This window comes from Streptomyces sp. DT2A-34, assembly GCF_030499515.1.
Classification (GTDB): domain Bacteria; phylum Actinomycetota; class Actinomycetes; order Streptomycetales; family Streptomycetaceae; genus Streptomyces.
Window position 1 is genome coordinate 1 of record NZ_JASTWJ010000001.1, and the last position, 12,436, is coordinate 12,436.

Annotated in this window: 12 protein-coding genes and 2 pseudogenes; 6 read left to right on the forward strand and 8 right to left on the reverse strand. The window is 68.3% G+C overall.

Going from position 1 to position 12,436, the window contains the following annotated elements:
• Positions 1-541: 541 nt before the first annotated feature.
• Complete coding sequence (locus tag QQM39_RS00005; RefSeq protein WP_302003419.1) at positions 542-778, reverse strand: hypothetical protein; 237 nt, start codon at positions 776-778, stop codon at positions 542-544.
• A gap of 996 nt (positions 779-1,774) precedes the next feature.
• On the reverse strand, positions 1,775-2,125 hold the full coding sequence (locus QQM39_RS00010; RefSeq protein WP_301994498.1) for a hypothetical protein: 351 nt from the start codon (positions 2,123-2,125) through the stop codon (positions 1,775-1,777).
• A gap of 554 nt (positions 2,126-2,679) precedes the next feature.
• On the opposite strand from QQM39_RS00010, the gene QQM39_RS00015 reads away from it, so the two are divergent.
• Entirely contained in the window at positions 2,680-2,940 is a 261-nt protein-coding gene (locus tag QQM39_RS00015) for a hypothetical protein (RefSeq protein ID WP_301994499.1), read from the forward strand.
• 120 nt (positions 2,941-3,060) lie between these two features.
• Here QQM39_RS00015 and QQM39_RS00020 read toward each other — a convergent pair whose 3' ends face one another.
• Positions 3,061-3,834 carry a hypothetical protein gene (locus QQM39_RS00020; RefSeq protein WP_301994500.1) on the reverse strand — a complete coding sequence of 258 codons (774 nt, stop codon included), beginning with the start codon at positions 3,832-3,834 and terminating at the stop codon, positions 3,061-3,063.
• 860 nt (positions 3,835-4,694) lie between these two features.
• Here QQM39_RS00020 and QQM39_RS00025 point away from each other — a divergent pair.
• From QQM39_RS00025 to QQM39_RS00035, 3 genes and pseudogenes are all read left to right on the forward strand, one after another.
• Positions 4,695-6,332: pseudogene (locus QQM39_RS00025) on the forward strand (IS481 family transposase); the annotation flags it as partial.
• Positions 6,333-6,366: 34 nt separating this feature from the next.
• Positions 6,367-6,906 (forward strand): hypothetical protein, encoded by a 540-nt coding sequence (locus tag QQM39_RS00030; protein WP_301994501.1) that lies wholly within the window; start codon positions 6,367-6,369, stop codon positions 6,904-6,906.
• A gap of 97 nt (positions 6,907-7,003) precedes the next feature.
• A complete protein-coding gene (locus tag QQM39_RS00035) occupies positions 7,004-7,168 on the forward strand; it encodes a hypothetical protein (protein ID WP_301994502.1) in 165 nt (54 codons plus the stop codon).
• A 173-nt stretch (positions 7,169-7,341) separates the two neighbouring features.
• On the opposite strand, the gene QQM39_RS46005 is transcribed toward QQM39_RS00035, so the two are convergent.
• Positions 7,342-7,605, reverse strand: a complete 264-nt coding sequence (locus tag QQM39_RS46005) for a hypothetical protein (protein ID WP_367668834.1) — start codon at positions 7,603-7,605, stop codon at positions 7,342-7,344.
• 506 nt (positions 7,606-8,111) lie between these two features.
• Here QQM39_RS46005 and QQM39_RS00045 point away from each other — a divergent pair.
• Positions 8,112-8,426 (forward strand): hypothetical protein, encoded by a 315-nt coding sequence (locus tag QQM39_RS00045; RefSeq protein WP_301994503.1) that lies wholly within the window; start codon positions 8,112-8,114, stop codon positions 8,424-8,426.
• Positions 8,427-8,434: 8 nt separating this feature from the next.
• Here the strand turns inward: QQM39_RS00045 and QQM39_RS00050 are convergent.
• Both QQM39_RS00050 and QQM39_RS00055 read right to left on the reverse strand, forming a co-directional pair.
• A protein-coding gene (locus QQM39_RS00050) for an IS5 family transposase (RefSeq protein WP_301994504.1) occupies positions 8,435-9,243 on the reverse strand; the annotation gives its coding sequence in 2 pieces (ribosomal slippage) (positions 8,435-8,893 and positions 8,896-9,243; 807 coding nt in all).
• Positions 9,244-9,577: 334 nt separating this feature from the next.
• Positions 9,578-9,784, reverse strand: a pseudogene (locus QQM39_RS00055) (GNAT family N-acetyltransferase); the annotation flags it as partial.
• Between the two features lie 635 nt (positions 9,785-10,419).
• Between QQM39_RS00055 and QQM39_RS00060 the strand changes: the two are divergent.
• Positions 10,420-11,007, forward strand: coding sequence for a nucleoside monophosphate kinase (locus QQM39_RS00060; protein WP_301994505.1), 588 nt, complete (start codon positions 10,420-10,422; stop codon positions 11,005-11,007).
• Between the two features lie 103 nt (positions 11,008-11,110).
• On the opposite strand, the gene QQM39_RS00065 is transcribed toward QQM39_RS00060, so the two are convergent.
• Both QQM39_RS00065 and QQM39_RS00070 read right to left on the reverse strand, forming a co-directional pair.
• Positions 11,111-11,959 carry an IS5 family transposase gene (locus QQM39_RS00065; protein WP_367668835.1) on the reverse strand — a complete coding sequence of 283 codons (849 nt, stop codon included), beginning with the start codon at positions 11,957-11,959 and terminating at the stop codon, positions 11,111-11,113.
• Positions 11,960-12,016: 57 nt separating this feature from the next.
• Positions 12,017-12,436, reverse strand: coding sequence for a RacP protein (locus QQM39_RS00070; RefSeq protein WP_301994506.1), 420 nt, complete (start codon positions 12,434-12,436; stop codon positions 12,017-12,019).

Genomic DNA, 12,436 nt, shown 5'->3' on the forward strand with positions numbered 1-12,436 from the left:
GGGTGCACAGCCGCGGCCGAGTGCGTGCGGCCCCGCCTGGCTGGGACGGCTGGTGCTTTGGTCGGGGAGGGGCGCAGGATTCATGATCCGGCGCGGAGAGGCGAAATGTGGTGAGGTGGGGCGCCGTGGCGTACTGCGTCAACGATCGCCCTGAGAGGCCGGGGTCGGCCGTCGGTTGTTTGTGGCGAGGGCGCTTGCTTGGCCAGTTTGTGCAGAAGCCGGGCGCGGCCGTCTTCGACGATCCGGTCCTCGGTGAGCACTTTGCTGAACGTCTTCATGACGGCGTCTGCACCGGTGGGGTGGAGGTCTGTGTCTGACTGCGGTGTAGTGCTTGCTCCGGTGGGGACTGCTGTCGTGCAGGGCGAGGTTGGGCGGGGGTAGGGCTGAAGGAATGCTGCTCCACCGGTGGCCTCGCGGTGGGCGCTGTCAAGGAGTTGCCTGAAGTGGTCGACGTCGCCGCCGAGGACGCGCACGAATGTGTCCAGGACTTCGTGGTGCGGCAGTGTTGTGGCTTCGAGGATGGAGGCGACGGCACTGGCGCTCAGCAGCCAGCGGCTGGCGATCGCGACGTCGCTTGGTGCGGGCCTTCCAGCGCGCAGGTGCAGTGTGCGCACGGCAGTGCGAAGCCGTTCCGCAGCGGGCTTGGGGGCTCACCCGGTTTCACGGCTGTCTCGCGGCTCTTCTCGCTGAGCTTCTCGGACTCCCAGACGGTTCGCAGAACCTCTGGGTCGGCGCCGCAGGTCTGGGCGAACTTCCGTGTGAGGTGCCAGGTCGGCACGCGCTCGCCGGACAGGATCCGCGACAAGTACGAGGCGGAGCATCCGAGTCCGGCTGCTGACCTCCTTGTTGGTGAGCTGGGCGGTGCGGATCAGCATGGACAGGATCGGTGCGAGCCTGTTGTATGCCGCTCCGGACGGTTCGATCGGTGCGGATTGATCGGGGCCCTCGCCTCGTTCTGTTGCTGAGTCGCGGGACTCACCCGCGGTATCACCGCCGGCGGCGGGTTCGTCCGAGGGCTCAGCGGTATGTGGGGCAGAGCCGTTGAAGAGGCTGGCGAGCGAAGTCAGTGCCGTCTCGGAGCGGTTGAAGCGGGCGAGGCGGCGCAGGATGTACCGCTCTGTGTAGCGGTGCCGTGCGGTGTCCTCGCTGACGCCCAGGACAGAGCTGATCGTGGCCCATGTCAGGCGCCGGAAGCGGGCCCGGCCGACGAGCGCCGCTGTCAGGCCGTCGAGCTGCTCGTGCAGCTGGGCGATGCGGCGCAGGGGTTCCTCCCCGTCGGACGACGGCAGCAGGCGCGCGAGGTCGCGTGCGCCGTCCTGGATGTCCTTGGCTATCTCGATCAGGAGTTCCTCGCCGGCCGAGGGGCCCTGCGAGGCAGCGCGGGACGCCGGGCTCCGGGGTGCAGGCCGTGACTCCGCCGGTACCCCTGCCGGCGAGGCGTGCGGCGCAGGGGTCTGAGCCGGCGGGTCACCGTGCAGGCGGCGCCGGTGGGCGGCCTGGCGGCAGGCGTCGCCGCAGTACTTGCGTGGCCGGCCTTTGCCCGGGCCTCCGGCGAGAGCGGAGCCGCAGAACCCGCATGTGTCGCTCACAGATCTTCCATCCCGTCACGAAAAGGGTTCAGAGCGGGTTGCGCGGCGCTGATTCAGCCGAACTTCACCGGCTTTCGTTACACGCCGCGCCCCCGAGCGGCCGGGCCCGGTTGGGAGCGGGCCCGGACCGTACGGGTCGGGGCGGTGAGGGCCTATCGGTCAGCGCCCCCGCCGCCTGATGGGCGTCAGTGCCGGTAGCGTCGGCGATGGAAGACCTTGAGCGCGGCGCCGGACAGCACACCGGCAAGGGCGTAGACGGCTTCCTGGGACACCGTCACCTGCACAGGCGGTCGAAAAACCAGCACATACCCGGTGAACAAAGTCGCGAGGAATGCAAAAGCAGCCTGCGTGCCAAACCGGTTCACGTAACGGAACTTTTCGTTACGGCCATTAGGCTTGCCGTCAGCAAAGTGGCCGGAAGGCCGTTTGGCGCGGCGGCGCCGAGGGGTAGATCGCCCCATGGGGCACTCCTTTGTGTCGCTGAAAGCGTGCGGGATCTCGGACAGGGTTTGGTAGACGCAGTCGAGATCCCGCACGCACCTGAGGGTGAAGGTGCCGATACACAGTGCGATGCGCTAATCGCCCATCTGCCTCACGCGTGTCCATATCTTGGATCTCCCCAGGACGCATGATTTTCGTTGCGGGAAGAGCGGAAATCTCCCTGACTTCCGTAGCACCGCGTGTCAGTCATGGCTTCTTCTCGCCCGTGAAAAGATTCTTTCTTTTCCGGTCGCGATCGAGCGGAAGTGATCGCCGAAGCCGTCAACGTTGACGCGCGCAGAAGCTAAAGCGCCACAAGCGTTAAGGGCTCGATCATCCGGCCGTCGTAACACGACTCGCTCCATGCAATTGCAGGACCGGTTGTGTCACGACGCGCCACGGCCATCCTCGGCAGCGTGGTCGCGGTGATAGTGGGCTCTGAAGAAGCCCGGCTGGTCTTCCTGCGCGGCAACACCGCCACAGGCGACGTTGCTCTACCGCGCCAACGTCGCCGACAACCACGACCCTTGGTCGGACTCGTGGCTTAACTCAAGCGCCGCATCGACTACGCGACGAGCACTGCGACCCCCACGACCTGCCGCGCCTGACGGTGGCGTTCGAAGCCACCGACCACACCCTGCGCAAGCTCGCCCGCTGCTGGGAGACGTTCCGGCAGAAGGACGACCCCAAGAAGTCCCCGGCCGTCGCCGTCATCGAGGACGTCCTGTGCGAGGGGCGCCAGGCCCGCATCCACATCGTCTACGACGGACCCGCCATCGCCGGTGGCCTCGCGCCGGCGCCAGCGAGCAGTTCGCCACGGTCATCCTCGCCCGGGCCAGCACCGGCCTCTGGCAGCGGCTCGTCCCGATAGCCGACCCCGCGAGGAAGTTCTTCCTCCGCTGGCTACGCCGGCGCCCCGCCTCGAAGGCTCGGGCTGGCTGGTTCTGTCGCGTGCCGCGGTTGCGGCCGGCTTGCCCGTCGGCCCTCAGGTTCATGCCAGTTGGGGCGTGTATGTCACGGGGTGGGCGGTGAGGCAGGCGCGTTTGTAGTGCAGGAGCCATCCGTCACGAGTCGGGTGGCCGGCGGCCTCGGCAAGTCCGATGACAGGGGCGGTGAGGGCGGCGAGGAGGTCTTCGGGGTGGGGGTCGGAGTCCCAATGGAGGGTGCATTGGTTGCCTTCAACGGACAGGCGGCGGTGGTGAGCATGTCCACGATCGGGCCGGTCGGACAGGTCGTTGAACCACATGGCGATGTCCCAGCTGCCGTCCGGGGCATGGGCGCACAGCCGCACGGTCAGCGCCGCGAGCAGGGTCTGGGTGTCGCCGCTGAGGTGGGGGAGCGTGCTGAGTGCGGCGTGCTCCTCCGCGCGGATGGGGACGTCGCTCGTCCAGAGGTGGGCGTAGTTGCTGCCTTGGTCGGGTGGGCCTTGCAGGTGGCCGTCGCGGTCACCGGTCAGGGTCAGGGTGGCGCCGGTGGGCAGGTGGCGTAGGCGCCAGCCCTCGGCGTAGGAGCTCTCCACCCGCAGCCCGGGCAGTCCGATGTCTGGGAGCTTGTCGCGGCCGACCAGCCAGCAGGCCACGTTGTAGGGGGCCCGGGCAGTGATCACCAGGTCGTCGTAGTGAGGGGAGATGACCAGGGTGTAGCGGGTGATGTCGGCCAGGCTGACAAGACGTGGCCACAGGCTGGTCGGGCCGTGGTTGAACATGCCCAGAGCCAGCAGCGCACGCAGCTGCCGCTGCGCCGGCGTGCAGGCGTCGAGGCCCAAAGCATTACCCAGCGAAGGGGCGTTAGGGACGTGACGGGGGATGCCGGGTGCGGCGAGGGAAGGAGTCTCCCTGGTGTAAGCGGCGCGGATGCGGGCGGCTTGACGGCGAGTGGAGGATGGCACGGTGAGTCCTTCGGTGCCGCCCGGTCGGCTGGATCACCACGAGATGCGCGTCATGGAGGACATCAAGCCGCGAAGTGGGTGCCCCACACCCTCTGTTGGTGCCGTCGAGCGTCCGGGACAGGCTCCGACACACGATCCAGTCCTTCGCAGACCGGCGCTTGGACGCTATTGCCGCACGGTGCCGGTAGCTGCGAGAGACACGCACTTCATGCAATGGGCCACCCGACTGGGCCGCGCAGTGATCGGCTCCGTGAAAGTGCCACCGGCGCAGTGACCACGGGGAGGCCGCAGGCGTCGGCCTCACGGCATACCGGGGGCGGCCGGGCAATGGGGCGCGGTAGTCGTCCAGGTGCGGCAGGGCGGGGCGCGGCATCCGTTCTCTCCCGGCGGGGGCGCGTCGCCGTGCGTGCCGGTCGGTGGGGCGGCGCGTATGACACCGTGCTCCGCGCGTCGTACCGCCTTGCCGCGTGTCCGGTGACCGCTCCGCGCCCGCCCGGGCCGAGCGCTGCGCGCTCCCACGAGCTGCGGGATGCGGGAGGCGTCTCCCGCTGGTCTGTCAGGGGCGGAATGATGCCGGGTGTGAGAGATGACAGCGTGCGCGATCAAGTCCGGTACCTGCGTGAGTGCATCGAGAGCGAGGAGGCGCTTGCTCTCGTCGCTGCGGACGGGGGGCCTGAGCTCACGGACGAGGTGGTCGCCGCGTTGAGAGGCGGGTCTCCCGGCAGTCGGTCTACACGTGGAAGGCGAAGTACGCCGCGGGTGGCTTCGAAGGTTTGCGGGAGGCATCGCGTCGGCCTCGGACGAGTCCGACCAGGCTGCCGGCCGACGTGGAGGCCTTGGTCTGCGAGATGCGGCGGTCCCATCCGCGCTGGGGAGCCCGACGGATCGCCCTCGAGATCACGCGGACCGGAGCTGAGTCCGCTCCGTCGCGGGCCACCGTCCACCGAGTCCTGACCCGCAACGGACTCGTTCGACCGCAGGAACAGCAGCACCGGCGCAAGTACAAGCGGTGGCAGCGCGAGACGCCGATGCACCTGTGGCAGCTCGACCTCGTCGGTGGGATCTACCTCGCCGACGGGCGCGAGTGCAAGGTGCTCACAGGGATCGACGACCACTCGAGCTTCATCGTGGTCGCCGAGGTGCTCGCGGTGCCCTCCGGGAGGGCGGTAGCCGACGCGTTCGTGCGGGCCATGCGGATCCACGGGGTGCCGGCCGAGGTGCTCACAGACAACGGCAAGCAGTTCACCGGCCGCTACACCCGGCCCCGGCCCGCGGAGGTGCTGTTCGAGCGGGTCTGCCGGGAGAACGGAATCGGCGCCCTGACCAAGCCGTACTCACCTACCACCACGGGCAAGATCGAACGCTGGCACCGGACTCTGCGCAGAGAACTGCTCGACGACTGCGGGCCGTTCGCGTCCCTCGCGGCAGCCCAGGCCGCCATCGCAGAGTGGGTCCACACCTACAACCACCTCCGCCCGCACCAGGCCCTCGACATGGCCACACCGGCCAGCCTGTTCCGCCCCAACCCGCAGCCCGAGCCGGTCAAGGTCGTCCGGGCCCAGCGGTCCGAGTCCGTGCCGGTCCCCGCCGAGTCGGCCCCTCCTGCACTGGTGCTGGCGCCGTCGGTCGGCGCGGTCGAGTTCGACACCGTGCTCCCCGCCAGCGGCCAGTTCAGCATCATTCCCTCCGTCCAGCGCATCCGCCTGGGCGCCGGGCGGGCGGGCCTGCGAGCTCGTATTTGGGTCGATGAGGACACCATCCACGTCCTCGTGAACGGCGAGGTGGTGAAGACCGTGCCGTCCAACCTCGACGCCGAGCACCTGCACCAGCTCAAGCTCCGCGGCGCCCGGCCGGCAGGACCACCACCCGCTCTCCCGGCCGTCGACCGGGTGGGCGGCCTCCCCTCGCACCAGGCGCTCGAAGTCGAACGCACCGTGGATCCGAACGGCTGGATCAACTTGGCTGAGCAGCGGGTGAAGATCGGCTCCGAACTCGCCACGCGGCGGATCACCGTGCGACTCGACGGGCACCTCCTTCACGCGGTGCACGACGGTCTGCTGGCCAAAGCCGTGCCGTCGCCGTTCACGGCTGGAGAGCGCCCACGGCTCGTCGGTGCCCGCGTCGCTGCGACGCAGCTTCCGCCGGCCCCGGCCGCGGTCAGTGTTGAGCGCAAGGTCCCGACCGACGGCGTCGTGATGGTGGCCCGCCAGCGCCTGCGCGTCGGACGCACCTATGCGGGCCGGATCGTCACTATCTACGTCGAGGACACCCACTTCCGCGTCACCTACGAAGGCGCCGAGATCTCGCTGCACGCCCGCAAGGACCAGCACCCGGTGACTCGCTGGAAGGCCAAGATCCACGCGCCGAAACTCTGAGCACGCCAAGACTGCGTGTTCTACGTTGATCGACATGAGCGCGTTGGGACGGGGCTACCGCTATGTCGGGCCTCACCATGTGATCGCTGCCGTCAAGGCAGCGGACGGTGGCGCCACGATCCGCACAGCCGCCGACTTCGCGGACTGGGTGGCAGCCCGAACCGCCGAGGAACTGGACGAGCCCTTCACCTTCGTCGTCGGCACGGACGGTGCTCTGCGGTTGGCCCCACGCCGCAGCGAACACGTCGCCTGCGCGGGCGGCGATCGGGTGCTGGGCGCTGGCGAAATCAGCTTCTACCCCGAGGCCGGACGCTGGGCGGTGAACGAGGTCAGCAACCAGTCGACCGGCTACTGCCCGGACGTTTCCTCATGGCCGGCTGTCGCACAGGCACTGGATCAAGCCGACCTCGACCATCCGGACTGCTTCACACACGCAGTGGTCTTCCGTCGGTGTCCCACCTGCCGGGAGCACAACATCGTGCGAGAAGGCCACTTCGTCTGCGTCTTCTGCGACGCAGACCTACCCCGGCGATGGAACGTCGATCCGAACGTGGACGACTCAGACGGGCCCTGATCTCGTCGACCACGGTGCTGCCACCAGCTCGATCGACCGGCTTCGGGCCTCGGCTGCCCGGCCATGTCCAGTAAGTCTTGAGCCTGTCAAGGATCTGATGAGTCAGAAGTGTCAACTGAGTCCTGAGACCTCACACCACACGGCGGCGCCCGAACTCGCAGGCCACGTCCAGGCCGTGGGGTTCGACGGGGACACCGGCCACCTGGACGTCGTCCCCGAGGCCCCCGCGTACGGCACGAAGCTGCGCTGGAGCGGTCGATAACCTCGCCGACTGCGCCACGTGAGAAAGGGAGGGCTTCTGCGCGACCGCGAGAGATGCCGCGGCTTCCCACCCGCGGGGAAGAGGCGCATTCCGCCAGAGCACCACGCGCAGGGATCAGAGCTCCGGTATGATCTTTTCCACTCACACGGCCGGCGCCCCGGGCAAACCGCTGATCACGCCCCCTTCAGGGCGGCTATCAACGGCACATGATCAAAGCTGTCCTGCGCAGCCTCGCGGCCGTCGCCCTCGCCGTCCTGCCCGCCACCGTCTCCACCCCCGCCCACGCCGCACAGACCCTGCCCCTGACCGAAGCCGTCGCCACCCTGCCCGTGGCCACCGAGTCCCGCGACGGCTACAGCCGCAACAAGTTCCGCCACTGGAACACCGGCGACGACCCGGCCGACGGCTGCAACACCCGCGCCGAAGTCCTCATCCATGAAGCAATCACCCCGCCCACCGTAGGCCCCGGCTGCCGCCTGACCGGCGGCAGCTGGTGGTCGTACTACGACGCCACACTCGTGACGTCGGCGTCCGGACTCGACATCGACCACATGGTGCCCCTCGCCGGAGCCTGGGACAGCGGCGCATCAGCCTGGACCCCAGCGCCGCGAGACGTACGCCAACGACCAGGGCGCCGAGCCCTCCCTCATCGCCGTCGACACCGAGCTCGCCACGCTGGAAGAGGCGGCTTCGCGCTGCCCGGTCCAGACGGTGACGTACGAACCCGCCCCCTGAGTGCCACCAGCCCCCGCCGTCCGGGTCCGCGGGCGGCGGGAGTTGCGTTGGCCAGCTTCACGGTCCTGCTGGCGAGTCGGAGACCCGTCCGCACGTTCTCTCAATCTGATGTTCTCTCTTCACGGCGGCCGGGGGCGGTGGGACTTTCAACTGGCGAGGATTTCTTCGCCTTGAGTGTCCTCACCTACCCACCAGGAGGGAACTTCTCATGGCCACACTCAACGTCAGAATTGCAGCTGTGTTCGGTGCAGCCGCCTTGATCCTTTCGGGAGTGGTCGCTCTCGCGCCCACCGCCTCGGCCGTATGTGCTGGGGTCGAGGTTTCCTCCACGGCGGGTGAGTTCTGTGTGGAGGCCAGCGTTACCGGGACCGAGGTGGCCGCGGAGGGGACTACCCAGGTGACGAGCCACGTGCCGGGTGTAGTCCACGTAACAAGTGACACCGGGGAGTCCCTTAACCTCTCGCCCCTTGACCCCGAGGGCGTCATCCAAGGCCACAGCCACATCACCATCCAGAGCCTTTAGACGTCGTTTCAGTTGGTGAGTCGGCGGTGGCAGATGAGGGCCGCGGCGATGCCGACGAACGCGAGGAAGTGTTCGGCCTTGCGCTCGTAGCGGCGGTGCAGACGTCGGCATCCGGCCAGCCAGGACACCGTCCTCTCGACGACCCAGCGGTGGCGGCCGAGCCGCGTGGAGGACTCGATGCCTTTGCGGGCGATGCGGTGGCGGATACCCCGTTTACGGAGCCATCGCCGCAGGTGGTCGTAGTCGTAGCCCTTGTCGGCATGGAGCTTGGCCGGCCGTCGGCGACGCGGGCCGCGCCGGGAGCGGATCGGCGGGATCCCGCGCACCAGTGGCTTGAGACCGAGGCTGTCGTGCATGTTGGCGCCGGAGATGCCCAGTGACAGAGGCAGACCGTTCCGGTCCGTGATCAGGTGGATTTTCGATCCGCTCTTGCCGCGGTCGGTCGGATTCGGTCCGGTCAGGGGCCCCCTTTTGCGGCCCTGAGGCTGACGGAGTCGATGGCACACCGCGACCAGTCCAGCTCACCGCGGGCGCCGAGCTCGTCCAGGAGGACCCGGTGGAGCCTGGCCCAGACCCGGTCCCGGCTCCACCGGGCGAAACGCCGGTAGACCGTCGGCCAGGCCGGGCCGAACACCGGGGGTAACTGCCGCCAGGTACACCCGGAGGTGGCTACGAAGATGATCGCCGCCAGGCACTCGCGGTCACCCGCCCGCCGTCGGCCGCCGCCCTGCGGACGTATGACCTCCGTCGGCGGAACCACCCGTCGGAACAGCGTCCATAACTCTTCCGGCACCAACCGCTCAATCAGATCCGTCATGCACGGCTCAACGAACGATCACGCCAAAGGAAACGACGTCTTAGCGGGTCCGTGCTGTGACGGGAAGGTTCGCCGGGTTGCGCCGATTGCGGGCCATTCGGTGGGACGGCGTGTCCGCGCCGCTCGCCGCCGTGTGCAGCCCGGCGACCAGCCCTCCTGGCACCGTCCAGTCCACCGTCGCCCCCAGCCCGTCGTTCGCCCGGCCAGTATCAACGCCTCGACCTGCAACGAAATGTTCACGATCGGCCGGGCGGGGTGCGGTGCCCTTGCCCGGCCGTCGCGGTCACCGGACGGGTAGGCCCGGTGGGAGCCGCGGTCACGGGGCCGGCACCGTCTAGAGCTGCGCCGGTGGTCGGCCGACCCCAGGGGGTTTGCCGATGACGCGGTACATGCCGATCGAGTCGTGGGTGACGGTGTCGGCGAAGCCGAACTTCTCGTAGAGGAAGCGGGCCGGGCCGTCGGCGATCAGCGAGACGTAGGCGGTGGCGGGCGCCCGGCGTTCCAGTTCCTCGGTGAGTGCGGCCATGATACGCCTGCCCAGGCTGCTGAGTCTCACTTCGATGTCCGGTGAAACTCTCACCTTGATGTCCTGTGCCCCTCTGCTGCTGTAGCCCTTGTCACGTGCTCATTTGTCGGAGTCTCGGCAGAATCAAGGACGACAGTCGGTGAGAAACTGATGTGACGTCATATGGGAAAATGCAGGACATTGAAGTGAGAATCCCGATAGCGAGCACCGCCTGACCTGCAGGTTCTTCTGGGTTGGGGGTGCGTGGGACTGGGGCCCATCGTTGGCAGTCGTCCCTGCGTGTGCAGGGCAGGAGTTGAAGTTCGACTGTCCCGACGTGGACACGAAGGACGCACCCCTGCCTCTGCAGGGCAAAGTCAGCAGTCTCCGCGCCGCTCGTGGTGCGCGGGGAGTCATCCCTGCGGTTGCTGGGGGGAGCACACGTCGTGCGGGTTGAGGTGGACCTCCCACGTGTCATCCCTGCGCGTGCGGGGGTGAAGCACGCCTCGGTCGAGTGCCAGGCAAAGGCCTGAGAGTCATACCGGTTTAAGCGGAGCGCACGTCCGATGGAGTCATCCCTGCGTGTGCAGAGGACCGCCGCCTATACGCGACCGCAACTCCGCGCATCGTGTCACCCCTGTGCGTGCGGGGCAGCGTTGGAGTCGATCGGCATGGTGCTCGTCGACGAGAAGTCAACTCTACCTGTGCGGGGCGGAGCCGCCGTCCTCGACGAACGCGTGCAGGTTCTGCGGTCATCCCTGCGTCGGCAGGGCGGAGACCGTGGTGTGGCAGACGGCTTCCCTCGCAATCTTGCCCAGGCGGAGGCGCTGGACGGCATCCTGGCCGACTCGAAGTCGAGACTGGACGCCGTGCTAGACCTGGAGATTCCCGAGGCCCAGGTGGTCAGGCGGATCGCTGGACGACGGTTGTGCCGTCAGAACCGCGAACACATTTTCCATGTCGACTACAGCCCTCCTGAAGTGGCAGGAGCCTGCGACGTCTGCGGCGGTGAGCTGTACCAGCGCGATGACGACCGCGAGACAACCGTTCGTAAGCGACTGGAGGTCTATCGCAGCGAGACAGCGCCGGTCGTCGACCACTACCAAGCTCAGGGCCTGGTGACCACGATCTCGGCCCTCGGCCAGGTCCAGGAGGTCCTGGACCGCGCGCTGGTCGCGATCGGCCAGGCCAGGTTGATGCCTCCGGCGCGTCGAGCTGTTGACCCCTCCGCTCGGAAGGTGCGGGGCTGCCGTCCCTGACTGCCGCTGCCGAGGACTGCAAGCTCCGCCCGCCCGCTGGCTCTTTTCGGCACCCCGGCTTTGGGACGACGCGGCTGACCGGACCCTTGCGATGCAGGCCCGGTCAGCCGTCGGCTGGCGCCGGGTTTCTCGGCCAGCTGGGGGTGGCGCCTTTCCGTGCGAGGCGCCTGGTCATGAGGGTGATGGCTGCCCAGGTGATCAGGGTTTCGGAGTGCTGGATGAGCCGTTCGTAGTCCCTCGCGTGGCGGCGGGCGTGCATCATCCACGCAAGACTGCGTTCGACGACCCAGCGGCGGGGCAGCACGACGAAACCAGAGGCGTCCTTGGGACGGCTGACGGGCTTGATGGTGAGATTGAGGTGCTGTTTCGCCCAGTCGACGAGTTTCCCGGCGTAGGCGGAGTCGGCCCAGACGATGGTGATCTCGGGGTGCATCAGGCGCAGGCGGAAGAGAACTTCCTTGGCGGCTGCGGCATCGTGCAGGTCGGCGGGAGTGACCATGACCATGAGGGGCAGGCCGCGGGTGTCGACGACCAGGTGGCGCTTGCGGCCGTTGATTTTCTTGCCTGCGTCGTAGCCGCGGGTGGCCTCGGAGACCGTCTCCGCGGCTTTCACGCTCTGGGAATCGATCACGGTGGCCACCGCTCGGGGGCCTTTGCCCATGTCGCGGCGGATCCGCCCGGCGAGATGGTCCCGGATCTGCCCGATGATCCCGGCGGCTGCCCATCGGGCCATGAACCCCCAGACCGTGCGCCAGGGCGGGAAATCCGCAGGTAGGGCCCGCCACTTGCAGCCGGTGTCCACGACGTAGCGGATCGCGTCGACGATTTCGCGGCGGGGATGCTTCTCCGGCCGACCGCCCGTGCTGGTTTCGCAGGCCGGGGTGGGCAACAGCTGTTCGAGCAGGGCCCATTCGGCGTTGGTGGTGTCCGAGGGATAGCGGCGTCGGCGCATGACGAGTGCCTTCGAACGAGTGCGGCGGGACCGCCCGCAGGGTGGTCCCGCCGCAGGTCACGAGCTGGCGATGAGGTCGAGGGTGGACTCGATGGAGTTGAGCTGGGCGACGATGTGCTTGACCCACTTGTCGCCCGGGTGGGCGGCGGCGTGCGGGGCAACGGTGCCGGTGATGAACCGGCGGAACTCGGTCAACTTCTCCCTGACCACAGCCCGCTCGTATGCCTCCAGCACCGCCCGCTCGGCTCCGAGCTGGTAGCCCGCCTGCCGGGTCCAGGTCAGCGGCGGCCAGCCCTTCTCCGCAGCCTGGTCCTTCAAGGCTGCGAGCCCGGAACGGACCTGACTCGGGGACAGGTCACTCGCGCGTACCAGCTGAGGAAACTCAAGGCCAGCGGGTCTGGCCTCGAACAGCACGAACCGCAGGGTGTCCGCGTGGCGTCTGGCGGCATCACCCCGTCGCCGTGAGGCGCGGGGCAT

Excerpts from the sequence above, each read along its gene's own strand:
- QQM39_RS00060 (WP_301994505.1), top strand. The coding sequence starts at position 10,420 with ATGGTGCTCGTCGACGAGAAGTCAACTCTACCTGTGCGGGGCGGAGCC.
- QQM39_RS00065 (WP_367668835.1), bottom strand. The coding sequence starts at position 11,959 with ATGCGCCGACGCCGCTATCCCTCGGACACCACCAACGCCGAATGGGCC.
- QQM39_RS00045 (WP_301994503.1), top strand. The coding sequence starts at position 8,112 with ATGGCCACACTCAACGTCAGAATTGCAGCTGTGTTCGGTGCAGCCGCC.
- QQM39_RS00030 (WP_301994501.1), top strand. The coding sequence starts at position 6,367 with ATGAGCGCGTTGGGACGGGGCTACCGCTATGTCGGGCCTCACCATGTG.
- QQM39_RS00070 (WP_301994506.1), bottom strand. The coding sequence starts at position 12,436 with ATGCCCCGCGCCTCACGGCGACGGGGTGATGCCGCCAGACGCCACGCG.
- QQM39_RS46005 (WP_367668834.1), bottom strand. The coding sequence starts at position 7,605 with ATGGATGAGGACTTCGGCGCGGGTGTTGCAGCCGTCGGCCGGGTCGTC.
- QQM39_RS00035 (WP_301994502.1), top strand. The coding sequence starts at position 7,004 with ATGAGTCAGAAGTGTCAACTGAGTCCTGAGACCTCACACCACACGGCG.